Source organism: Rhodoferax sp. (assembly GCF_028689295.1).
Classification (GTDB): Bacteria; Pseudomonadota; Gammaproteobacteria; order Burkholderiales; family Burkholderiaceae_C; genus Rhodoferax.
Window position 1 is genome coordinate 323,890 of record NZ_JAQTWL010000002.1, and the last position, 21,425, is coordinate 345,314.

A 21,425-nucleotide genomic window follows, 5' to 3' on the forward strand; every position below is an offset into this window, starting at 1 on the left:
GCCTCTGTGGGAATGACGCCCTCGCCGCGAAGGTTCGTCAGCCCGGCGCTGGTGCTGGCTGGTTAAACTCTGGTGCATCTGATCACGCAGGTGATCAAACCCGGTTTTTCATGCACCTTGAGGACATCCAAATGAGCACCATCCGCCAAGCCGACCTGATCGAATCCGTTGCCGCCGCACTGCAATACATCAGCTACTACCACCCCGCCGACTACATCACCCACCTGGCACGCGCCTACGAGCGCGAGCAAAGTCCCGCCGCCAAAGACGCCATTGCGCAAATTCTGACCAACAGCAAAATGAGCGCCACCGGCCACCGCCCGATTTGCCAGGACACCGGCATCGTCAATGTGTTTCTCAAAGTTGGCATGGACGTGCGCTGGGAAGGCTTTACCGGCAGCCTCGACAACGCCATCAACGAAGGCGTGCGCCGCGCCTACACCGACCCCAGCAATACGCTGCGCGCCAGCGTGGTGGCCGACCCGTTGTTTGATCGCAAGAACACCAAGGACAACACCCCGGCCGTCATCTTTTCTGAAATCGTACCCGGCAACACCCTGGAAGTGACCGTGGCAGCCAAAGGCGGCGGCAGTGAAAACAAGAGCAAGATGTACATGCTCAACCCCGGCGACTCGGTGGTGGACTGGGTGCTCAAAACCGTGCCCACCATGGGCGCCGGCTGGTGCCCGCCGGGCATGCTCGGCATTGGCATTGGCGGTACCGCCGAAAAAGCCGTGTTGATGGCCAAGGAAAGCCTGATGGACGACCTCGACATGTACCAATTGCAGGCCAAGGCCTCGTCGGGTGCAGAACTCACCAAGGTGGAAGCCCTGCGTCTGGAGTTGTTCGACAAGGTCAACGCCTTGGGCATCGGTGCCCAGGGCTTGGGCGGCCTGACCACCGTGCTCGACGTCAAGATCAAGATGTACCCGACTCATGCTGCGGGCAAGCCGATCGCCATGATCCCCAACTGCGCTGCCACCCGCCACGCCCATTTCGTCATGGACGGCAGCGGCCCGGTTTATCTGACGCCACCGTCGCTGGACACCTGGCCCGACGTGCAATGGACGCCCGACTACGTCAAGAGCAAAAAGGTCAATCTCAATACCCTGACCAAGGCTGAAGTGGCCAGTTGGAAGCCCGGTGACACGCTGCTGCTCAACGGCAAGATGCTGACCGGCCGCGACGCCGCGCACAAGCGCATCAAGGACATGCTGGCCAAAGGTGAGCCGCTGCCGGTGGACTTCACCAACCGCGTCATTTATTACGTGGGCCCGGTGGACCCGATCGGCGACGAGGCCGTGGGACCGGCCGGCCCCACCACCGCCACGCGCATGGACGGCTTCACCGAGATGATGCTGGCGCAAACAGGCCTGATCGCCATGATCGGCAAGGCCGAGCGCGGCCCGGTGGCCATCGAGGCCATCAAGAAACACCAGAGCGCCTACCTGATGGCCGTAGGCGGCGCCGCCTACCTGGTGTCCAAAGCCATCAAGACCGCCAAGGTGGTTGGTTTTGCCGACCTCGGCATGGAAGCCATTTACGAATTCGACGTGGTTGACATGCCGGTCACCGTGGCTGTGGATTCGGGCGGCACCAGCGCCCACATCACCGGCCCCGCAGAGTGGCAAAAGCGCATTGCCACTGGCGAGTTCAAAGGCATTACTGTCTCTGGCGGCTGATCTGCTGGAACACGTCAAGCGCCCCATCGGAGTGTTCGACAGCGGTGTCGGCGGCCTGAGCATCCTCAAGGCGCTGCGGGCCGAGTTGCCGTTTGAAAATTTCATCTACGTCGCCGACAGCGGCTTTGCGCCCTATGGCGAGCGCGACGAGGGTTTTGTGCTGGAGCGCGCGCGTGCCATCACCCGGCATTTGATCCGTCAGCCAGATCTGGCCATCCAGGCATTGGTGATTGCCTGCAACACCGCCACGGCGGCGGCCATTCATCTGCTGCGCCAGGACCACCCCGAGCTGCCCATCATCGGCGTCGAGCCGGCGCTGAAACCCGCCATCGCCCTGAGTCAGACTGGGCGCATCGGGGTTATGGCCACCCGTGGCACTCTGAACAGCCAAAAATTCAAGGCTTTGCAGGCGAGTTTGGCCGACCAGGCGCAATTCATCTGCCAGCCCTGCGACGGTCTGGCCGATGCCATTGAGCGCAATGACACCGACCAAATCACCGCGTTGTGCACGCAATACACCATGGGCTTGGGACGTTTTGGTTCTGAGCCGGGCGCGGTGGACACGCTGGTCCTGGGTTGCACCCATTACCCTTTTGCCAGCCAAATTTTGCAGTCTTTGCTTGGCCCCAAAGTGCATCTGGTGGACAACGGCGAACCCGTGGCACGCCAGACCCGTCGTATGCTGACCAGCCCCTCGATGGATGCCACGCCAGGCCAATGCCAACTCTTCAGCACCGGCAGTTCCGACCTGCTGCAATCCGCAGCCAAACGCTGGTTAGGGCTGGACGTAAGTTGTCGGCTGTTGTAGGGCGGACAACACCAGACAAGGGATAATCGCGGCCCATGAATCCATTGCTTGCGCTTTTACAGCCCTACCCTTTTGAGCGTCTGCGCCAACTATTTGCCGACGTCACGCCCAACCCGGCTTACACCCCGATCAGCCTGGGTCTGGGCGAACCCAAGCACGCCACGCCAGCCTTTATCCAGCAAGCCATGGCCGACGCCATCCACCGCACACCCAGCGGGCTGGCCAGCTACCCGGCCACGGCGGGCGAGGCCGCGCTGCGCGAGGCCTTTGCCGACTGGCTGCACAACCGCTACGGCCTGAATGTGAGCCCGCTCACGCAAATGCTGCCGGTGACCGGCTCGCGCGAGGCGCTGTTTTCGCTCACGCAAACCATCATCAATCCAGGCGCGGCAAGCGCTTCGGGCCAAAAACCGCTGGTGGTGTGCCCCAACCCGTTTTATCAAATCTACGAAGGCGCGGCGCTGCTGGCCGGGGCCGAGCCCTATTACGTGGCCAGCAACCCGACGCGCAACTTCGCCCCCGACTGGGACAGCGTGCCCGACGCGGTGTGGGCGCGCACCCAGCAGCTCTTTGTCTGCTCTCCGGGCAACCCCACCGGCGCGGTGATGCCGCTGAGCGAATGGCAAAAGCTGTTCTCCTTGAGCGACCGCTTTGGCTTTGTCATTGCCTCCGACGAGTGCTACAGCGAGATTTATTTCCGCGACGAACCCCCCTTGGGCGGCATGGAAGCAGCAGTCAAGCTGGGCCGAAGCGATTTCAAAAACCTGATTTCGCTGACCAGCCTGTCCAAGCGCAGCAATGTGCCCGGCATGCGCAGCGGTTTTGTGGCGGGCGACGCTGCCATCATGCAGCAATTTTTGCTCTACCGCACCTACCACGGCTGTGCCATGAGCCCGGTGGTGCAGGCCGCAAGCACAGCCGCCTGGCGCGACGAAGCGCATGTCGTTGAAAACCGGGCTCTTTACAAAACCAAGTTTGCCCAGGTCACCCCGCTGCTCGCCGGGGTGCTGGACGTGGCCTTGCCCGATGCCGGCTTTTACCTGTGGGCCAGGGTCGATGGTGACGACACGGCGTTTGCCCGCGCCCTCTACGCTCTTTACAATGTAACGGTGTTGCCCGGTTCATTTTTGGCACGCCAGGCGCAAGGCCACAACCCTGGCGCCGGGCGCATTCGCATGGCGCTGGTGGCCGACACCGCAGAATGTCTGGAAGCGGCCCGACGCATCGTTCAATTTGTCAAATCCAGTACCTGTTAACCCGCATTCACCCTTTAACAACCCGCATCCCTGCCATGACCCAACAACTGCAAAACATCCTCGACGCCGCCTGGGACGACCGTGCCAATCTTTCGACAAGCTCGGCCTCCAAGGAAGTCAGCGACGCCGTCGAGCACGTGATTCACGGGCTCAACACCGGCCACCTGCGCGTGGCCACGCGCGCCGGCGTGGGCCAATGGACCACCCATCAGTGGATCAAAAAAGCCGTGCTGCTGAGCTTTCGACTCAGCGACAACGCCATCATGCGTGCCGGCGAGCTGGCTTTTTTTGACAAGGTACCCACCAAGTTCGCCCACATGACCACGGCTGGCCTGCAAGCCACCGGCGTGCGCATCGTGCCACCCGCCGTGGCACGCCGGGGCTGCTACCTGGCCAAAGGTGTGGTGTTGATGCCGTCCTTTGTCAACATCGGCGCCTATGTCGATGAAGGCAGCATGGTCGATACATGGGCTGCCGTGGGCTCGTGCGCGCAGATCGGTAAAAACGTGCACCTGAGCGGCGGCGTCGGCATTGGCGGCGTGCTGGAGCCGATGCAGGCCAACCCCACCATCATCGAGGACAACTGCTTCATCGGCGCCCGCTCCGAGATTGTCGAAGGCGTCATCGTCGAGGAAAACTCGGTTATTTCCATGGGTGTTTACATCGGCCAGAGCACGCCCATTTACGACCGCGCTTCAGACACCGTGAGCTACGGCCGTATCCCGGCGGGCTCGGTGGTCATCAGCGGCAACCTGCCCAAAGAAGGTGGCAAATACAGCCTGTACGCTGCCATCATCGTCAAGCGCGTCGATGCGCAAACCCGCGCCAAAACCAGTCTGAATGACCTCCTGCGCCCCTGAGGGACAAACCCATGCTGCACGCAGGGAGCGATGTTCGGTTCCCAACCGTTTACAAGGATATTCCCATGGCAATCACCGACCCAGGCCCTGACGACTCCGATCTCAAGGGCACCATGGAAACCATTCTGCGTTTGATGGTCAGCAAGCGTGCCTCGGATATCTATTTGTCTGCGAATGCTGTCGCGCTGATCCGCATCCACGGCGAGTGCGTTCCCATCAACAACCAGATATTGCCGCCTGATGCCCCCTTGAACCTGCTCGCTGAAATCCTGCCGACCGAAAAAATCAGGGAGTTGCAGGACACCCACGAACTCAACATCGCCTGGTCGATTCGCGGTATCGGGCGCTTTCGGATCAGTGCCATGTGCCAGCGCAGCACCTATGCGGTCGTGATCCGTTTGATCGCCCACGAGATTCCCGACCTGCCCACGCTCGGCTTGCCTGCCACCCTGTCCAGCCTGATGCTGCAAAAACGCGGCTTGATTTTGATGGTGGGAGCGACTGGCTCCGGCAAAAGCACCAGTCTGGCGGCCATGATCGACCACCGCAACGCCAGTATGGCGGGCCACATTCTCACGATCGAAGACCCGATCGAATACCTGTTCAAAAGCAAGCGCGCCATCATCAACCAGCGCGAAGTCGGCGCCGATACCGAGAATTCGGAAGTTGCCCTGAAAAATGCCTTGCGGCAAGCGCCCGATGTGATCCTGATCGGTGAAATCCGGGATCGTGAAACCATGTCCGCCGCCATAGCCTACGCCCAAACCGGGCATTTGTGCCTGGCCACCATGCATGCCAACAACAGCTATCAGGCGCTCAATCGCATTCTCAGCTTTTACCCGGTCGAAGTCCGCATGACCATGCTCGGCGACCTGGGTTCGGCCCTGAAAGCGATCATTTCGCAGCGCCTGATACGCAACGTCTCTGAAACCAGAAGCCCTGCGGTCGAGGTCCTGATGAACACCAAACTGGTGGCTGAATTGATTGAAAAAGGTGATTTCTCGGCCATCAAGGAAGCCATGGAAAAGTCCATGGCTGAAGGCAGCCAGACATTTGAGGAAGACATCGCCCGCCTGATCGGAGAAGGCATCATTGAGCGCAAGGAAGGCCTGGCCCATGCCGACTCGCCCACCAATCTGTTATGGCGGCTGCATAACGAGTTCAGCATGCGCGCCAAGGCCGCAGTGGCCGACGAACATGGCGACGAGCCCTCCTTCACCGAAATCACGCTCGACCTCAACCGCTGAACCCGCCCATGAACCCCACCCTTGACCTGGCCTGTGACCTGATCGCCTGCCCCTCTGAAACCCCGAGCGATGCCCACTGCCAGCAACTCATTGGTGCGCGACTTGAAGCCATCGGCTTCCAGCTCGAAACCCTGATCAGCGGTCCGCCGGGTTTCGAGGTCACCAACCTTTGGGCCAAGCGGCCGGGCAGCAGTACAACGAAACCGCCAGCCAGTTCAAAACTGCTTGTTTTTGCCGGTCACACCGATGTCGTGCCCACGGGTCCGTTCAAACTGTGGAGCAGCGACCCGTTCAAACCCACGCTGCGCGACGGCAAATTGTTCGGCCGAGGCGCGGCTGACATGAAAACTTCGCTGGCCGCGTTTGTGGTGGCCACGGAAGAGTTTGTCGCCGCGAGACCCGAGTCGCCGCTGGCGATCGGTTTTTTGCTGACCAGCGATGAAGAAGGCCCGGCCGTGGACGGCACTGTCAAGGTCTGCGAGATGCTGCAAGCCCGTGGTGAAGTGCTTGATTACTGCATCGTGGGCGAACCCACCGCGGTCACGCACACCGGCGACATGATCAAGAACGGCCGTCGCGGCTCGCTGGGCGGCAAGCTCACCGTCAAGGGCACGCAGGGCCACATTGCCTATCCGCAGCTGGCCAACAACCCGATCCACCTGCTGGCGCCTGCGCTGGCGGAGTTGATTGGCATCGAATGGGACCAAGGCAACGCATTTTTCCCGCCCACCAGTTGGCAGGTCAGCAACATCCACGGCGGCACCGGCGCCAGCAACGTGATTCCGGGCGAGGTGGTGGTGGACTTCAACTTCCGGTTTTCCACCGAATCCACACCTGAAACGCTGCAGTGCCGCCTGCAGACGGTGCTGGACCGCCATGACCTGGCCTATGACCTGGCCTGGACGCTCAGCGGCCTGCCTTTTTTGACGACACCGGGGACGCTGGTGGATGCGGTGGTGGCCGCCATCCACACCGAGACCGGACTCACCCCTGAGCTCTCTACCAGTGGCGGCACCAGCGACGGCCGTTTCATTGCCAAAATCTGCCCGCAGGTGATCGAGTGCGGCCCGCCCAACGCCAGCATCCACAAAATCAACGAGCACGTTGCCCTGGCTGATATCGAGCCCCTGAAAAACATTTACCGCCGGACACTGGAAAACCTGCATGCGCAGTTGCTGGCATGAGGAAGAGCCAAACCCGAAACGGTGACATCACCCTGCCCGATTGCGTCACCCAGGCCGCCCGCCAGCTGACGCAGGCCGGCGTCGTCTTTGGCCATGGCACCCAAAATGCCTTCGACGAAGCCGCCTGGCTGGTGCTTTGGCAACTTGGCCTGCCGCTGGACACGCCCCTGGCACACACGGGCGACCCTGGCGCTGCGCCTCCCGATAGGCTGGTCACGCCCGCCGAGCAAGCCAAGATAGCGGAGCTCATCAAGACACGCATCGCCACCCGCAAGCCGGCCGCCTACCTGACGCATGAAGCCTGGCTGCAGGGCGTGGCGTTCTATATCGATGATCGCGCCATCGTGCCGCGCTCGCTGATCGCCGAAGTGCTGGTCGAGGGCAGCCTTGACTATTGGCTCAGTGAAACCACCCACAAGGTGCTCGACCTGTGCACCGGCAACGGCAGTCTGGCGGTATTGGTCGCGCTGGTTTATCCCGATGTGATGGTGCAGGCGTCCGACATCAGTGCGGCAGCGCTCGAAGTGGCAGAAATCAATGTGGAACGCCACGGCCTGCACCAGCGCATCACACTGCACCAGGGTGATGGCTTCCCGGAACACGGCGGCCCTTACGACCTGATCGTGTGCAACCCGCCTTATGTCAATGCCGCCAGCATGGCCGAGCTGCCGCCTGAATTCAGGGCCGAACCAGCCACGGCCCTCGATGGCAACACGGCAGGCGGGGTCGATGGCATGGACTTTGTGCGACGCCTGCTGCGTGAGGCGCCAGCCCACATGACCGAAACCGCCATTCTGGTGCTGGAAATCGGCCACGAACGCGGCCATTTTGAAGCCGCTTTCCCAAGCCTGGAAGTGATCTGGCTGGCCACCAGCGCCGGCGAAGATCAAGTGCTGCTGGTCACGCGTGAGGCGCTGTTGAGCTTGCCATGAGCACGATACCTTCGCGGCGAGAGCGCCGCTCCTACTTCATTTAAATAATTCAAAAGCAAAAGTAACCCATTGATTACATTAAAAAACGTAACTCTTCGCCGCGGCGCCAAAGTGCTGCTGGACGGTGCGACCGTCACCATCAACCCCGGCGAAAAGGTCGGCCTGGTCGGGCGCAACGGCGCCGGCAAATCTTCCCTGTTCGCGCTCTTCAACGGCAACCTGCACGAAGACGGCGGTGAATACTACATCCCCACCCAGTGGCGCATGGGCCAGGTTGCGCAGGACATGCCCGAGACCGAGCAAAGCGCCACCGACTTTGTGGTCGATGGCGACACCACCCTGCTGGCGGCGCAACAGGAAGTCACCGCCTCCGAGGCCACCGACGACTATGACCGCATGGCCCACGCCTACATGGCGCTGCAGGATGCCGGCGCGCACGATGCGCCGGCGCGGGCGCAGTCGCTGATTCTGGGACTGGGCTTCAAAACCACCGAGCTCGGCAACCCGGTCAACAGCTTCTCGGGCGGCTGGCGCATGCGCCTGCAACTGGCGCGCGCGCTGATGTGCCCGAGCGACCTGCTGCTGCTCGACGAGCCCACCAACCACCTCGACCTGGACGCGCTGGTCTGGCTGGAAGCCTGGCTCAAAAAGTACGAAGGCACGATGATCGTCATCAGCCACGACCGGGAGTTTCTGGACGCCGTCACCGATGTCACGCTGCACATCGACGCGGCCAAGCTGGTGCGCTACGGCGGCAACTACAGCAAGTTCGAGGACATGCGCGCCGAGCAGATGAACCTGCAGCAAAACGCGTTTGCCAAACAGCAGGACAAAATTGCCCACCTGCAAAAGTTCATCGCCCGCTTCAAGGCCAAGGCCAGCAAGGCCAAGCAGGCGCAAAGCCGGGTCAAGGCGCTGGACCGCATGGAAAAAATCGCGCCGCTGCTCTCCGAGGCCGACTTCACCTTCGAATTCAAGGAACCCGCCAACCTGCCCAACCCCATGCTGTCGATGAGCGGCGTGAGCTTTGGCTACCCGCCGCCCGACGATGCGCCCGAGGGCACGCCACCCACCGTGATCGTGCGCAACGTCAGCAAGTCGGTGCTGGCCGGCCAGCGCATCGGCATCCTGGGGGCCAACGGCCAGGGCAAATCGACCGTGGTGAAAACCATTGCGCGCGACCTGGCGCCCATCGGCGGCGAGATCACCGAGGGCAAGGGCCTCAACATTGGTTATTTTGCCCAGCAAGAGCTGGATGTGCTGCGCCCGGCCGACACGCCGCTGGAGCACATGATCCGCCTGGTCAAGGACATGACGGCGGCCGGCAAGATCATCGGCCAGCAAACGCGCGAACAAGACCTGCGAAGCTTTTTGGGCACCTTCAACTTTGGCGGCGACATGGTCAAGCAGGCCGTGGGCAGCATGAGCGGTGGTGAAAAGGCGCGCCTGGTACTGTGCATGATCGTCTGGCAGCGCCCCAACCTGCTGCTGCTCGACGAGCCCACCAACCACCTCGACCTGGCCACGCGCGAGGCGCTGGCCATGGCGCTCAATGAATTCGAAGGCACGGTGATGCTGGTTAGTCACGACCGTGCCCTGCTGCGCAGTGTGTGCGATGAATTCTGGATGGTCTCGCACGGCGGTGTCGAGCCCTTTGACGGCGACCTCGACGACTACCAGCGCTATCTGCTCGACGAAGCCAAACGCCAGCGCGAAGCCATCCGCGAGGCCAGCAGCGCCGCCGCCAAGGCCGAGCGCAAGGCGCAGGGCGAAGCCGCGGCAGCCGCTGCCAAGGTACGACACAAGCCCGCGCCCACCGGCTCGCTCAAGCGCAAATTGGCCGACATCGAGGCCCGCATGGCGGTGCTCAATACCGAAGGTGCCGCGCTCGAAGGCCATTTGTGCCAGTCGCCGCCACCGTCGGACTTTGCCAACCTGGGCAAGCGGCTCAAGGAAGTCAACGAAGAATTGCAAATCCTTGAAGAGCAGTGGCTGGCCGTGTCAGGCGAAATCGAATCAGCCACCTGACGCCTTTGCCTTTGCAGGAGCGGCGCCCTGCCCTTGTCTTTGTAGGAGCGGCGCCCTGCCCTTGCAGGAGCGGCGCCCCCGCCGCGAAGGTATTTGGCAATTTAGCGGTGCGCATCCGGGATCGGGATCGGGGTCGGGTGCCAATGCGCGATGGACACATTGCCACAACAATCCCGACTTCACCGCCGTTACACTTCCGCTACTCAAGAACTTAGGGGAAAAGGCATGATTTTGGTTACAGGCGGTGCCGGCTTTATCGGTGCCAATTTCGTTCTCGACTGGCTGGCGCAAAGCGATGAACCGGTCATCACCCTCGACAAGCTCACCTACGCCGGCAACCCCGAAAACCTGCAAAGCCTGCAGGGCGACACGCGCCACACCCTGGTGCAGGGCGACATTGGCGATGCCGTGCTGGTCGGCCAGTTGCTAAGCCGACACCAACCCCGCGCTGTCATCAACTTTGCCGCCGAGAGCCATGTGGACCGCTCCATCCACGGCCCCGGCGACTTCATCCAGACCAACATCGTCGGCACGTTTCACCTGCTGGAGTCGGTGCGCGGCTACTGGTGCAATCTGCCGCAAGAGAATCGCGACGGGGGCGTCGCTCCTACAAAGAACGGATTCCGTTTTTTGCATGTGTCCACTGACGAGGTCTATGGCTCGTTGGCAAAAGACGACCCGGCGTTCACCGAGGCCAGTCACATCGAGCCCAACAGCCCGTACAGCGCCAGCAAAGCCGCCAGCGACCATCTGGTGCGCGCCTGGCACCACACCTACGGCCTGCCGGTGCTGACCACCAACTGCAGCAACAACTACGGCCCCTACCATTTTCCTGAAAAGTTGATTCCGCTGCTGATCGTCAACTCGCTGGCAGGCAAACCGCTGCCGGTCTATGGCGACGGCCAGCAGATTCGCGACTGGCTTTTTGTGAAAGACCATTGCAGTGCCATCCGCCGCGTTTTGGAGGCGGGCCGCCTGGGTGAAATCTACAACGTCGGCGGCTGGAACGAAAAGGCCAACCTGGAGATTGTCCACACCGTCTGCGCCCTGCTCGACGAACTTCGCCCGCGCGCCGATGGCAAACCCTACCAGGAGCAAATCACCTATGTGACCGACCGGCCCGGCCACGACCGTCGTTATGCCATCGATGCGCGCAAGCTCGAGCGCGAACTCGGCTGGAAACCCGCCGAGACCTTCGACACCGGCATCCGCAAGACCGTGCAGTGGTACCTGGACAACCCCGACTGGGTGGCCCACGTGCAAAGCGGCGCCTACCGCGAGTGGGTGCAAAAGCAATATGCGTGAAAGTTCTGCATGAAGATCCTTCTACTCGGTAAAAACGGCCAGGTGGGCTGGGAACTGCAGCGCAGCCTGGCGCCCTTGGGCAACGTCATTGCCCTGGACCGCCACAGCAGCCAGTTGTGCGGTGACCTCTGTCGCCTCGACGACCTGGCCGACACCGTGCGCCAGACGCAACCCGATGTCATCGTCAATGCCGCGGCCTATACCGCCGTGGACAAAGCCGAAAGCGAACCTGATCTGGCGCGCACCCTCAACGCGCTGGCGCCCGAGGTGCTGGCCCGCGAGGCGGCCAAGCTCGGCGCCTGGCTGGTGCACTACAGCACCGACTATGTGTTTGGCGGCGGCGGTGACGCGCCCTGGCGCGAAGACGACCCCACTTTCCCCATGAACGTCTATGGCCAGACCAAGCTGCTGGGCGAGCACATGATCGACTGGATCTGCCCGCGGCACCTGATTTTCAGGACCAGCTGGGTCTATGCGGCGCGCGGTGGCAACTTTGCCAAGACCATGCTGCGCCTGGCGCAGGAGCGCGAGCAGCTCAAGGTGATCAACGACCAGTTCGGTGCCCCCACCGGTGCCGAACTGATCGCCGACATCACGGCGCACGCCATCCGCCAAGTGTTCCAGAACAGGGCCGACGACAAGACTTTGGCCGGCATTTACCATTTGGTGGCCAGCGGTTGCACCACCTGGTTCGAATACGCCAAGCATGTGCTGGCGCAAGCGCAAGAAGTTCAGCCAGCGCTCACCCTCATGGCACGCGAAGTCACGCCGGTGCCCACCAGCGACTTCCCCACCGCCGCCACACGCCCCTATAACTCGCGCCTGGACACGCGCAAGCTGCAAGCTGCCTTCGGCTTGACCCTGCCGGACTGGCAGTTGGGCGTGGACCGCATGCTGGCAGAAACCCTTTAAATGGCAGGAAATCATCACATGACACAACGCAAAGGCATCATTCTGGCCGGCGGCTCCGGCACCCGGCTTTACCCGGTCACGCAGGCGGTCAGCAAGCAACTCATGCCGGTCTATGACAAGCCCATGATCTACTACCCCTTGAGCACGCTCATGCTGGCCGGAATCCGCGAGGTGCTGATCATCTCCACGCCGCAGGACACGCCGCGTTTTGCCGACCTGCTGGGCAACGGCAGCCAGTGGGGCATGGCCATCAGCTACGCAGTGCAGCCCAGCCCTGACGGCCTGGCGCAGGCCTTCATCATCGGCCGCGACTTCGTGGCGGGCCAGCCCAGCGCACTGGTGCTGGGCGACAACATTTTTTACGGCCACGATCTCATCAGGCAACTGGCCCACGCCGACGCCTGCCAGACCGGCGCCAGCGTCTTCGCCTACCATGTGACCGACCCCGAGCGTTATGGCGTGGTCGCCTTTGACGAGCACAAGCGCGCCATCAGCATCGAAGAAAAACCCAGTCACCCCAAAAGCAATTACGCCGTCACGGGCCTTTATTTTTACGACAACCAGGTCTGCGACATTGCCGCCCACATCAAGCCGTCGCCGCGCGGCGAGCTCGAAATTACCGACGTCAACCGGCACTACCTGGAACTGGGTCAGCTCAATGTCGAAATGATGGGCCGGGGCTACGCCTGGCTCGATACCGGCACCCACGACAGCCTTTTGGAGGCCGCCAGCTTCATCGCCACCCTGCAAAAACGCCAGGGCCTGCAAGTCGCCTGCCCCGAAGAAATCGCCTTCAGCCAAGGCTGGATCGATGCCGGGCAAATCCTCAAGCTCGCCACCCCCCTGGCCAAGAATGGCTATGGCAAATATCTGTTGAGCCTGCTGAAATAACACCATGCCCTACACCGTCACCCCCACCGCCCTGCCCGGCGTGCTGATCCTCGAACCCAAGGTTTTTGGCGATGCGCGCGGTTTCTTTTTCGAGAGCTTCAACGCGCGCGACTTTGCACAATGCACCGGGCTCGACATGCCCTTTGTGCAGGACAACCACAGCAAGTCGGCCCGTGGCGTGTTGCGCGGCCTGCACTACCAGATCGAGCATCCTCAGGGCAAGCTGGTGCGCGTCACGCAGGGCGAGGTGTTCGACGTGGCGGTCGATTTGCGCCGCAGCTCGCCCCATTTCGGCCAATGGGAAGGTGTGGTGCTTTCCGCCGACAACAAGCGCCAGCTCTGGATCCCGCCGGGTTTTGCGCACGGCTTTCTGGTGACCAGCGACAGCGCCGAATTTTTGTACAAAACCACCGACTACTGGTATCCCGAGCACGAGCGCTGCCTGATCTGGAACGACCCCGCGGTGGGCGTGCCGTGGCCACTGGCTGCACCGCCCCTGCTGGCGGCCAAGGACCAGGCCGGCCAGCCCTTGCACGGCACCGCCACTTTTGCATGAGCGCAAGCCAGCCGCACAACACCACCCAAGTCGAGCGACCCGACTCATTGAAGAGCCTGTTCTGGGCCTTCACCTGGCTCGCCCTGCAAGGCTTTGGCGGCGTGGTGGCGGTGGTCCAGCGCGAAATGGTCGAAAAAAAGCGCTGGCTCACACGCGAACAGTTCGTTGAGGATTGGGCCGTGGCCCAGGTGCTGCCCGGGCCCAATGTGGTCAACCTGTCGCTGATGATCGGCGACCGCTACTTCGGCTGGCGCGGCGGCCTGGTGGCGCTGGCCGGCATGTTGACTTTCCCGCTGCTGATCGTGCTGGCCCTGGCGGGCCTGTTTGCCGGTGTTTCCGACGTGCCGCAGGTGCAGGGCGCCCTGCGCGGCATGAGCGCCGTGGCGGCCGGCATGATCGTTGCCACCGGCTTGAAAATGCTGCCCGCCCTGAAAACCAATGTGCTGGGAACGCCGTGGTGCTGGGCCGTGGCCGCGCTCACTTTTGCCGCCATTGCCGGCCTGCGCCTGCCCTTGATCTGGGTGCTGGCGCTGCTCGGCGGTGGCTCGGGCCTGTGGGCTTACCGCCGCCTGAATGCCACGGCGCCGGGGCAGGCAAAACCATGAGCAGCAGCTTGAGCCCGGGCGACTGGCTGACCCTGCTGACGCATTTTTTATCGTTGTCGCTGCTGGCCGTCGGCGGTGCAATCACCACCGTGCCCGACATGCATCGCACGCTGGTGGACCAGCATCAATGGCTCAGCGACGGCCAGTTCAACGCCGCCATTGCCCTGGCGCAGGCGGCGCCCGGCCCCAATGTGCTGTTTGTGGCGCTGCTGGGCTGGCAGGTGGGGCTCAACGCCGGCGGTGGCCTGGTGGCGAGCGGGGCTGCCTGGGGTTATGGCATGCTGGGCCTGCTGCTGGCCATGCTGGGCATCTTGCTGCCCAGCACCACGCTGACGTTTGCGGCCTCGCGCTGGGCGCATCAAAATCGTGAGCGGCGCGCCGTGCGGGCCTTCAAGCAAGGCATGGCGCCGGTGGTGGTTGCGCTGCTGGTGGCAACGGGCTGGATCCTGACGGCCAACCAGGGGGCCGACCTGACGCACTGGCCGCTGTGGCTGCTCACCGCCACCGTCACACTGCTGGTGTGGCGCACCCGCCTGCATTTACTGTGGCTGCTGGGCGCTGGCGCGGTGCTGGGCGGTCTGGGCTGGGTTTAGCGAACGCTGGCGCAGCGCCTCATACAGGCAGACGCCGCTGGCCACCGACACGTTGAGACTCTCCACAGCGCCGCGCATCGGGATGCTGATCAGCTCGTCGCAGGTCTTGGCGGTGAGCGCGCGCATGCCGTCGCCCTCGGCGCCCAGCACCAGCGCCACCGGTCCGGTCAGGTCAGCCTGGTACAAGGTTTTGGCGGCCACGTCGCTGGTGCCGATGATCCAGATGTTGCGCTCCTTGAGTTCGTTCAATGTGCGCGCCAGGTTGGTCACCATGAAGTAGGGCACGGTCTCGGCCGCGCCACTGGCCACCTTGGCCACCGTGGCGTTGATGCCGGCCGCGTGGTCCTTGGGCGCGATCACGGCGTGCACACCCGCGCCATCGGCCACGCGCAGGCAGGCGCCCAGGTTGTGCGGATCGGTGACGCCATCGAGCACCAGAATCAGCGGCTGCACGCGCTCGCTCAGGGGAAGCTCAAGCTGGGCCGCTTCGAGTTGTTCCAGCAACTCGTCCAGCGAGGTCACTTGCGTTAGTTCATGCACCCGCGCGGCCACACCCTGGTGGCCGTGGCTGCCGCACAGCTTGGCCAGGCGCATGCCGTCGGCATCGAGCAGGCGCACACCCGCCTCCTTGACCCTATCGACAAACTGGCGCATGCGCGCATCGCGACGGGTCGGGTCGATGTAGATTTCGACGATGGATTTGGGTGCGGTTTTCAGGCGCACGCCCACGGCATGAAAACCGAACAGAACTTTAGGAGAAGACATAGGCCGCGATTATCGCGGCAGCGGTGCGACGCCAAAAATCAGGCATTCATCTTCGTGGGAGCAGCGCCCTTGAACCTTGTAGGAGCCGCGCCCTCGCCGCGAATGAATTCAATCAGCCTTCGTCACGGGGGCGCGACTCCCACAGGAGTCCTGCCCCAGGCCGATGGCTGTCTTTATCCCTTGAATCTGCCTGTCACCTCGGCCACGCGCTGACCGAACAGGCGGGCGGTTTCGAGGTCACCGGCGTTCATTTCCGCGCCGCCGGCGTCACCGGGCGTTTGCGCCATGGGGCCGGCGCTCGATGCCAGGTAGTTGACGTCGTCGCGCTGCGAAGCCTTGGTGTTGTTGTAGTGCAGGCCGGTGCCGACCCAGATGCCGCCATGCTGCATGGCCAGGGTCATCAAATAATGGATCGTGGAGTGCTTGTCGCCATTCATGTTGGCGCTGGCGGTAAAGCCGCCAAAAATCTTGTCTTTCCAGGCCTGGCTGTACCAGGGTTTGCTCGACGCGTCCGCAAACTTCTTGAACTGCCAGCTCACGCTGCCCATGTAGGTCGGGCTGCCCATGATGATGGCGTCGGCCTCGTTGAGGGTGGCCCAGCCGTCCTCTGTCAGATTGCCGTCGGCATCGATCGCCACCAGATCGGCACTGGCACCGTCCGCCACCGATTGCGCCATGCGCAGGGTATGTCCATAACCCGAATGAAAAACAACGGCTATTTTTGCCATGATGAAAGCTCCTTTAAAAAAATCAAAAACCTAAACGCACAAGTCAAACACCAGCACTTCGGCATCCTGCGCATCGGTCAACGCGACCTGTGTCTCGTCGGCCAGCAGGGCGGCGTCGCCAGTGCTCAAAGACATGCCGTTCACCTTCAGGGCACCGCGCACCAGGTGCACATAGGCCTTGCGCCCGGCGGCCAGCGCCAGCGTGGCCGTTTGCCCGGCATTGAACAGCCCGGCATACAAACGCGCATCGGCGTGAATGGTGACCGAACCCTGCGCGCCGTCAGGTGACGCCACCAGACACAAGCGGCCCTGCTTGGCGGCGTCGGTGAAGGTGGTTTGCTCATAGCTGGGCACAACGCCAGGCACATTGGGTGTTATCCAGATTTGCAACAAATGGGTGGTGTCATTGGGCGCGTGGTTGAACTCGCTGTGCCGCACGCCGGTGCCGGCACTCATGCGCTGCACGTCACCGGGCGGAATGGCCTTGACGTTGCCCATGCTGTCCTGGTGCGCCAGCGCGCCCTGCAACACATAGGTGACGATTTCCATGTCGCGGTGGCCGTGGGTGCCAAAACCTTTGCCGGGGGCGATCCAGTCTTCGTTGATGACGCGCAGGTTGCCCCAGCCCATGTGAGCGGGGTCGTAATAGCCGGCAAACGAAAAACTGTGAAACGATTTAAGCCAGCCATGGTCAGCATAGCCGCGCTCCTGGGATGGTCTGAGGGTCAACATCATGAATCTCCTTGAATAGCCTCTACTGTACGTTTCAAAATCGGCAGACTTGCGCAGCCGTTTTGATGGCATCATTCAATCTGTTTGAACTCAACGACCCACACCATGCAAACTGCCCGCAATATCCTGACCCCGGAAGCGCTGGCCATGCTGCAAACCATTGCCAGCACCGGCAGCTTTGCCGCCGCCGCGCGCACCCTCGGCATGGTGCCCAGCGCCCTCACCTACCGCGTGCGCCAGCTCGAAGACGCGCTCGACGTGCTGCTGTTCGACCGCAGTTCGCGCCGCGCCCTGCCCACCGTGGCCGGCCATGAGTTGCTGCGCGAAAGCGCTCGTTTGCTGGAAGACCTGGAGGCCGTGGCCAACCGCGTGAAACGGGTCGCCACCGGCTGGGAGCCGCAACTCACCATTGCCGTGGACAGCATCATTGCCAAAGCCACGGTGCTGGAACTGGTGGAGAGTTTTTTCACCCAGAGCCCGCCGACCCGCATCCGCCTGCGCGACGAAACCCTGTCGGGCACGCTCGAAGCCTTGACCAGCGGCGAGGCCGATCTGGCGCTCGGCGTGGCCGACCTGGTGCAAAACACCGCCATTCACGCCAAGCCGCTGGGCGACGTGCGCTTTGTCTATGCGGTGGCGCCGCACCACCCGCTGGCTCAGGCGCCCGAGCCTTTGAGTGACGAGGTCATGCGGGCGCACCGCGCGGTGGCCGTGGCCGACACCATCAGCCGCGGCCGTGGCGTGACGATTGGCCTGCTGGGCGGGCAGGACGTGTTTACCGTGGCCACCATGCAGGACAAACTCGACGCCCAGCTGCGCGGTCTGGGCTGCGGCTCGCTGCCCGTTTGCATGGCCGGCCCGTTCATCGACACCGGCCGGCTGGTGGTGAAAAAAACCGAGCACGCACCCAGGTCGGTGCGCGTCAACTACGCCTGGCGCGCCGCCAGCAACGCGCCGGGGCGCGCCCTGGAATGGTGGCTGGCTCAGCTGGAATGCGCCAACACGCGCACCGCTTTGCTGGAACGGCACCGCGGTTTGTAGGGTGTGCCTGGACAGCCTTCGTCGCGGGGGCGCGACTCCTACAAATACCGGACACCTCTCTGTGCGAGGGATGCCTCTGTGGAGCGGCGCCCTCGCCGCGAATGCCTGAGCAGCATCTATCTTTGTAGGAGCGGCGCCCTCGCCGCGAATGTCTTCACGCCCGACCCCCCGCCACCAGCACCCCACCCTCCAGCCGCAGCACCCTGTCTGCCAGCGCCAGGCTGGCCGGGCGGTGGGTGATCAGGATCACCGTGCGGCGCGCCAGGGTTTCGTGGCATTCGGCAATAAAAGACTTTTCTCCCTCGGGGTCGAACATGGCGGTGGCCTCGTCCAGCACCAGGATGGGCGGGTCCTTGAGCAGCGCGCGCGCCAGGGCAATGCGCTGGCGCTGACCGCCCGACAGGCGAATGCCCTGGTCGCCGATCACGCTGTCGTAGCCCTGCGGCAGGCGGCTGATGAACTCATGCGCCTGGGCGGCCCGGGCGGCGGCCTGCACGGCAGCTGCCGGCGCATCCGGGCGCCCGTAGGCAATGTTGTCGAACACGCTGCCATTGAACAGCAGCACATGCTGCGACACCACACCAATCTGGCTGCGCAGGCTGGCCAGCGTGACACCAGAAATGTCGTGCCCGTCGATCAAGATGCTCCCGCCCGTCGGCGCCATCAGCCGCATCAGCAAATGCGCCAGCGTGCTCTTGCCGGCGCCGTTGGGGCCGGTCAGCGCCACGGTTTCACCGGCCTCGATGAGCAGCGTCAAGCCAGTGAGCGCGGGCGGCCGGTCCGGGTAGGCAAAGCGCACATCGTCCAGCTCGATCCGGCCGCGCACCGGAGGCAGTGTGTGGCCGCTGCCGGGCGGCGGCTCGGGCGGCTCGCGCAGCACCTCGCCCAGGCGCTCCAGCGCACCGCGCGCCTGGCGCGTCTGGCCATACACGTCTGCCAGCGAACTCACCGGGCGCGTCAGCAGCGCGGCATACAGCAAAAAGCTCACCATCTCGGCCGGCGTGCGCCCCTGCGTCGCGCTGCCCAGCAACCACAGCACCAGCACCATGCCGGCCGCTGCCAAAAACTCCACGCCCGGCCCCAGCGCGGCGTAAATCAGGCGCTCCTGCCGGCTCAAATGCACGATGCGGCCAATCTGCTCGCGGTAGCGCGCCGACTCCAGCGGCTCGCGGGTAAAGGTCTTGATGGCCGGCAACATGCCCAGGTTTTCCTCGGCCATGGCCACCGCGTCGGCGTGCGCTTGCTGCAACTGGCTCGACAGCGGCCGCAGGCGCCGGCCCAGCACCTTGAGCAGCAGGTAAAACAGCGGCATCATCAGCACCACCAGCAGCGTCAGCCGGGCGTCGATACGCCCCATCAACAGCACCGCGCCGGCCACCGTCAGCAGCAGCGGCAGCACGCTCAGCAATGTGCCGCTGATGTAGCTGGCCAGGCGCTCCACGTCGTTGGTCAGCAGCGCCAGAACCTCGCCGTGGCGGCGCTGCTGAAAATACGCCAGCGGCAGCGCCTGCAAATGGTCGTAAAGCCGGGTGCGCAGGTCGGCCAAAATGGCCTCGGCGGTGCCGCCCAGCAACCAGCTGTTGGCAAACTTGAGCGCCGCCTGCACGGCAAACAGCGCCAGCAGCCCCAGCAGCAACGCGCCACCGGCCCGCGCCGCGCCCGTCAGCAAGCCCGCCGCAAAATGCCCTGCCAGCCACGGCACCGCCAGCGCCGCGCCGGTTTCAGCCAGCATCAGCAGCGTGCACAACGCCAGCGTGGCGCGCCACGGGGCGGCAAAGCTCAGGATCAAACGCAAGTTCATGGGGTGAGGATAAATGAATTCAAACTGCCATCGTCGCGAGGGCGCGACTCCTACAGGTACCTCAAACCCATTCGCCCATTTACACCTGATCGACAGTATGGTTAAATTTACTCACTACATTGAGTAAATTGTTTATGACCTATCAACGACCACAGTTTCAAGTGCTGGCCAATCGGCTGGCAGAGCCGCGTCGATTCATTCAGGTGGTCGCCGGGCCACGGCAGGTGGGCAAAACAACGCTGGTTGGGCAAGTATGCGAGGCTTGCGCTGTGCCCGTGCACTTTGCCAGTGCAGACGAACCCACCCTTCGCGGACCCGAGTGGATTGCCCAGCAGTGGGAGATCGGGCGACTGCTGCAAGGTGACAAAGGCGCCATTTTGGTGCTCGATGAAGTGCAAAAGATCCCGGCGTGGTCCGAGGCGGTCAAGCGTTTGTGGGATGAAGACACACGCAAAAAAACTGCACTCAAGGTGATTCTGCTGGGCTCGTCACCGCTATTGATTCAACGCGGCCTGTCCGAGAGCCTGGCCGGGCGCTTCGAAGTGCTGCATCTGCCGCACTGGTCGGCCAGGGAAATGGGCGAAGCGTTCGGCTGGACCGTGCCGCAAAGCATTTTCTACGGTGGCTATCCCGGTGCGGCCGCGCTGGTTGGCGACCATGAGCGCTGGGTGCGCTATGTTCGCGACTCGCTCATCGAGACCACGCTCTCGCGCGATGTTCTGTTGATGTCGAGGGTGGACAAACCCGCACTGTTGCGCCGCCTGTTTGAATTGGGTTGCCGATATTCAGGGCAGATTCTTTCTTATACCAAGATGATCGGCCAACTCCAGGACGCCGGCAACACCACCACACTGGCGCACTATCTTGAACTGCTAAGCGCCGCCGGCCTGCTCACCGGATTGCCCAAATATGCTGGCGAGATCGTGCGCAGTCGGGGTTCCAGCCCCAAGTTTCAGGTGCTCGATACGGCGTTGTATTCGGCCATGGCGGGTTATCGATTTGACCAGGCGCAAGCTGACCGGGAACATTGGGGGCGGCTCACCGAATCTGCTGTCGGAGCGCATTTGGCCAATGCGGCGGCCACCGGCAAATTTGAGCTGTTCTACTGGCGCGAGCGCAACCGCGAGGTGGACTTTGTCGTGCGAGCCGGCCGCACCTTGATTGCCATCGAAGTCAAAAGTGGACGTTCGCAAGACGTGTTGCCCGGCATGCAGGCGTTCAACCAGGCGTTCAAGCCAGACCGGCTCTTGTTGGTCGGCGGCGACGGTCTAGCCGTGGCCGATTTTTTAACCATGCCGCTTGAAAGCTGGACCTGATTAGAGCCATGACGGGTTGAAACCAGCCCGGCAAAATACTGTGGGAAGGGATGTCCCTGTGGGAAGGGATGTCCCTGTGGGAAGGGATGTCCCTGTGGGAAGGGATGTCCCTGTGGGAAGGGATGTCCCTGTGGGAAGGGATGTCCCTGTGGGAAGGGATGTCCCTGTGGGAAGGGATGTCCC

At 62.9% G+C, this 21,425-nt stretch carries 20 protein-coding genes; 16 read left to right on the forward strand and 4 right to left on the reverse strand.

The genetic code is table 11. The features are described 5' to 3' along the window. Positions 1 to 131: 131 nt before the first annotated feature. From PHF15_RS03800 to PHF15_RS03865, 14 genes are all read left to right on the forward strand, one after another. Complete coding sequence (locus PHF15_RS03800; RefSeq protein WP_300119059.1) at positions 132 to 1,682, forward strand: fumarate hydratase; 1,551 nt, start codon at positions 132 to 134, stop codon at positions 1,680 to 1,682. Beyond that, complete coding sequence (gene murI / locus PHF15_RS03805) at positions 1,645 to 2,490, forward strand: glutamate racemase (protein ID WP_300119102.1); 846 nt, start codon at positions 1,645 to 1,647, stop codon at positions 2,488 to 2,490. The genes PHF15_RS03800 and murI overlap by 38 nt, the downstream gene beginning before the upstream one ends. Before the next feature lie 35 nt (positions 2,491 to 2,525). Further along, positions 2,526 to 3,746 (forward strand): succinyldiaminopimelate transaminase, encoded by a 1,221-nt coding sequence (gene dapC / locus PHF15_RS03810; protein ID WP_300119060.1) that lies wholly within the window; start codon positions 2,526 to 2,528, stop codon positions 3,744 to 3,746. 35 nt (positions 3,747 to 3,781) lie between these two features. Next, positions 3,782 to 4,606 carry a 2,3,4,5-tetrahydropyridine-2,6-dicarboxylate N-succinyltransferase gene (gene dapD / locus PHF15_RS03815; RefSeq protein ID WP_300119061.1) on the forward strand — a complete coding sequence of 275 codons (825 nt, stop codon included), beginning with the start codon at positions 3,782 to 3,784 and terminating at the stop codon, positions 4,604 to 4,606. Between the two features lie 65 nt (positions 4,607 to 4,671). After that, the gene (locus PHF15_RS03820; RefSeq protein WP_300119062.1) at positions 4,672 to 5,853 is read left to right on the forward strand and encodes a PilT/PilU family type 4a pilus ATPase; all 1,182 of its coding nucleotides are present in this window, start codon (positions 4,672 to 4,674) and stop codon (positions 5,851 to 5,853) included. Between the two features lie 8 nt (positions 5,854 to 5,861). After that, a complete protein-coding gene (gene dapE / locus PHF15_RS03825) occupies positions 5,862 to 7,037 on the forward strand; it encodes a succinyl-diaminopimelate desuccinylase (RefSeq protein ID WP_300119063.1) in 1,176 nt (391 codons plus the stop codon). Further along, positions 7,034 to 7,969, forward strand: a complete 936-nt coding sequence (gene prmB, locus PHF15_RS03830; RefSeq protein ID WP_300119064.1) for a 50S ribosomal protein L3 N(5)-glutamine methyltransferase — start codon at positions 7,034 to 7,036, stop codon at positions 7,967 to 7,969. The genes dapE and prmB overlap by 4 nt, the downstream gene beginning before the upstream one ends. Positions 7,970 to 8,038: 69 nt before the next feature. Continuing rightward, positions 8,039 to 9,997: an ATP-binding cassette domain-containing protein gene (locus PHF15_RS03835; RefSeq protein ID WP_300119065.1), complete on the forward strand. Its 1,959-nt coding sequence runs from the start codon at positions 8,039 to 8,041 to the stop codon at positions 9,995 to 9,997. Between the two features lie 225 nt (positions 9,998 to 10,222). Continuing rightward, on the forward strand, positions 10,223 to 11,302 hold the full coding sequence (gene rfbB / locus PHF15_RS03840; RefSeq protein ID WP_300119066.1) for a dTDP-glucose 4,6-dehydratase: 1,080 nt from the start codon (positions 10,223 to 10,225) through the stop codon (positions 11,300 to 11,302). 9 nt (positions 11,303 to 11,311) lie between these two features. Continuing rightward, positions 11,312 to 12,214, forward strand: a complete 903-nt coding sequence (gene rfbD / locus PHF15_RS03845; protein WP_300119067.1) for a dTDP-4-dehydrorhamnose reductase — start codon at positions 11,312 to 11,314, stop codon at positions 12,212 to 12,214. Positions 12,215 to 12,232: 18 nt separating this feature from the next. Continuing rightward, positions 12,233 to 13,105, forward strand: coding sequence for a glucose-1-phosphate thymidylyltransferase RfbA (rfbA, locus tag PHF15_RS03850; protein WP_300119068.1), 873 nt, complete (start codon positions 12,233 to 12,235; stop codon positions 13,103 to 13,105). A gap of 4 nt (positions 13,106 to 13,109) precedes the next feature. Next, a complete protein-coding gene (rfbC, locus tag PHF15_RS03855; protein ID WP_300119069.1) occupies positions 13,110 to 13,661 on the forward strand; it encodes a dTDP-4-dehydrorhamnose 3,5-epimerase in 552 nt (183 codons plus the stop codon). Then, positions 13,658 to 14,266 carry a chromate transporter gene (locus tag PHF15_RS03860; protein ID WP_300119070.1) on the forward strand — a complete coding sequence of 203 codons (609 nt, stop codon included), beginning with the start codon at positions 13,658 to 13,660 and terminating at the stop codon, positions 14,264 to 14,266. The genes rfbC and PHF15_RS03860 overlap by 4 nt, the downstream gene beginning before the upstream one ends. Then, complete coding sequence (locus PHF15_RS03865) at positions 14,263 to 14,859, forward strand: chromate transporter (RefSeq protein WP_300119071.1); 597 nt, start codon at positions 14,263 to 14,265, stop codon at positions 14,857 to 14,859. Before PHF15_RS03860 ends, PHF15_RS03865 begins: the two co-directional genes overlap by 4 nt. Here PHF15_RS03865 and rlmB read toward each other — a convergent pair. The 3 genes from rlmB to PHF15_RS03880 all read right to left on the reverse strand — a co-directional run bounded on the left by rlmB (position 14,806) and on the right by PHF15_RS03880 (position 17,084). Then, positions 14,806 to 15,624, reverse strand: coding sequence for a 23S rRNA (guanosine(2251)-2'-O)-methyltransferase RlmB (gene rlmB / locus PHF15_RS03870; protein WP_300119072.1), 819 nt, complete (start codon positions 15,622 to 15,624; stop codon positions 14,806 to 14,808). The genes PHF15_RS03865 and rlmB overlap by 54 nt on opposite strands. 173 nt (positions 15,625 to 15,797) lie before the next feature. After that, positions 15,798 to 16,352: a flavodoxin family protein gene (locus PHF15_RS03875; protein ID WP_300119073.1), complete on the reverse strand. Its 555-nt coding sequence runs from the start codon at positions 16,350 to 16,352 to the stop codon at positions 15,798 to 15,800. Positions 16,353 to 16,382: 30 nt separating this feature from the next. Then, positions 16,383 to 17,084, reverse strand: coding sequence for a pirin family protein (locus PHF15_RS03880; RefSeq protein WP_300119074.1), 702 nt, complete (start codon positions 17,082 to 17,084; stop codon positions 16,383 to 16,385). 105 nt (positions 17,085 to 17,189) lie between these two features. Here PHF15_RS03880 and PHF15_RS03885 point away from each other — a divergent pair, with 105 nt between their 5' ends. Further along, positions 17,190 to 18,125 (forward strand): LysR family transcriptional regulator, encoded by a 936-nt coding sequence (locus PHF15_RS03885; protein WP_300119075.1) that lies wholly within the window; start codon positions 17,190 to 17,192, stop codon positions 18,123 to 18,125. 154 nt (positions 18,126 to 18,279) lie between these two features. Here the strand turns inward: PHF15_RS03885 and PHF15_RS03890 are convergent, their stop codons facing one another. Beyond that, complete coding sequence (locus PHF15_RS03890; RefSeq protein ID WP_300119076.1) at positions 18,280 to 19,926, reverse strand: ABC transporter ATP-binding protein; 1,647 nt, start codon at positions 19,924 to 19,926, stop codon at positions 18,280 to 18,282. A gap of 134 nt (positions 19,927 to 20,060) precedes the next feature. Between PHF15_RS03890 and PHF15_RS03895 the strand changes: the two genes are divergently transcribed. Then, positions 20,061 to 21,242 (forward strand): ATP-binding protein, encoded by a 1,182-nt coding sequence (locus PHF15_RS03895; protein ID WP_300119077.1) that lies wholly within the window; start codon positions 20,061 to 20,063, stop codon positions 21,240 to 21,242. Positions 21,243 to 21,425: the final 183 nt, after the last annotated feature.

Excerpts from the sequence above, each read along its gene's own strand:
- PHF15_RS03800 (WP_300119059.1), top strand. The coding sequence starts at position 132 with ATGAGCACCATCCGCCAAGCCGACCTGATCGAATCCGTTGCCGCCGCA.
- dapC (WP_300119060.1), top strand. The coding sequence starts at position 2,526 with ATGAATCCATTGCTTGCGCTTTTACAGCCCTACCCTTTTGAGCGTCTG.
- dapD (WP_300119061.1), top strand. The coding sequence starts at position 3,782 with ATGACCCAACAACTGCAAAACATCCTCGACGCCGCCTGGGACGACCGT.
- PHF15_RS03820 (WP_300119062.1), top strand. The coding sequence starts at position 4,672 with ATGGCAATCACCGACCCAGGCCCTGACGACTCCGATCTCAAGGGCACC.
- dapE (WP_300119063.1), top strand. The coding sequence starts at position 5,862 with ATGAACCCCACCCTTGACCTGGCCTGTGACCTGATCGCCTGCCCCTCT.
- prmB (WP_300119064.1), top strand. The coding sequence starts at position 7,034 with ATGAGGAAGAGCCAAACCCGAAACGGTGACATCACCCTGCCCGATTGC.
- rfbB (WP_300119066.1), top strand. The coding sequence starts at position 10,223 with ATGATTTTGGTTACAGGCGGTGCCGGCTTTATCGGTGCCAATTTCGTT.
- rfbD (WP_300119067.1), top strand. The coding sequence starts at position 11,312 with ATGAAGATCCTTCTACTCGGTAAAAACGGCCAGGTGGGCTGGGAACTG.
- rfbA (WP_300119068.1), top strand. The coding sequence starts at position 12,233 with ATGACACAACGCAAAGGCATCATTCTGGCCGGCGGCTCCGGCACCCGG.
- rfbC (WP_300119069.1), top strand. The coding sequence starts at position 13,110 with ATGCCCTACACCGTCACCCCCACCGCCCTGCCCGGCGTGCTGATCCTC.
- PHF15_RS03860 (WP_300119070.1), top strand. The coding sequence starts at position 13,658 with ATGAGCGCAAGCCAGCCGCACAACACCACCCAAGTCGAGCGACCCGAC.
- PHF15_RS03865 (WP_300119071.1), top strand. The coding sequence starts at position 14,263 with ATGAGCAGCAGCTTGAGCCCGGGCGACTGGCTGACCCTGCTGACGCAT.
- rlmB (WP_300119072.1), bottom strand. The coding sequence starts at position 15,624 with ATGTCTTCTCCTAAAGTTCTGTTCGGTTTTCATGCCGTGGGCGTGCGC.
- PHF15_RS03875 (WP_300119073.1), bottom strand. The coding sequence starts at position 16,352 with ATGGCAAAAATAGCCGTTGTTTTTCATTCGGGTTATGGACATACCCTG.
- PHF15_RS03880 (WP_300119074.1), bottom strand. The coding sequence starts at position 17,084 with ATGTTGACCCTCAGACCATCCCAGGAGCGCGGCTATGCTGACCATGGC.
- PHF15_RS03885 (WP_300119075.1), top strand. The coding sequence starts at position 17,190 with ATGCAAACTGCCCGCAATATCCTGACCCCGGAAGCGCTGGCCATGCTG.
- PHF15_RS03890 (WP_300119076.1), bottom strand. The coding sequence starts at position 19,926 with ATGAACTTGCGTTTGATCCTGAGCTTTGCCGCCCCGTGGCGCGCCACG.
- PHF15_RS03895 (WP_300119077.1), top strand. The coding sequence starts at position 20,061 with ATGACCTATCAACGACCACAGTTTCAAGTGCTGGCCAATCGGCTGGCA.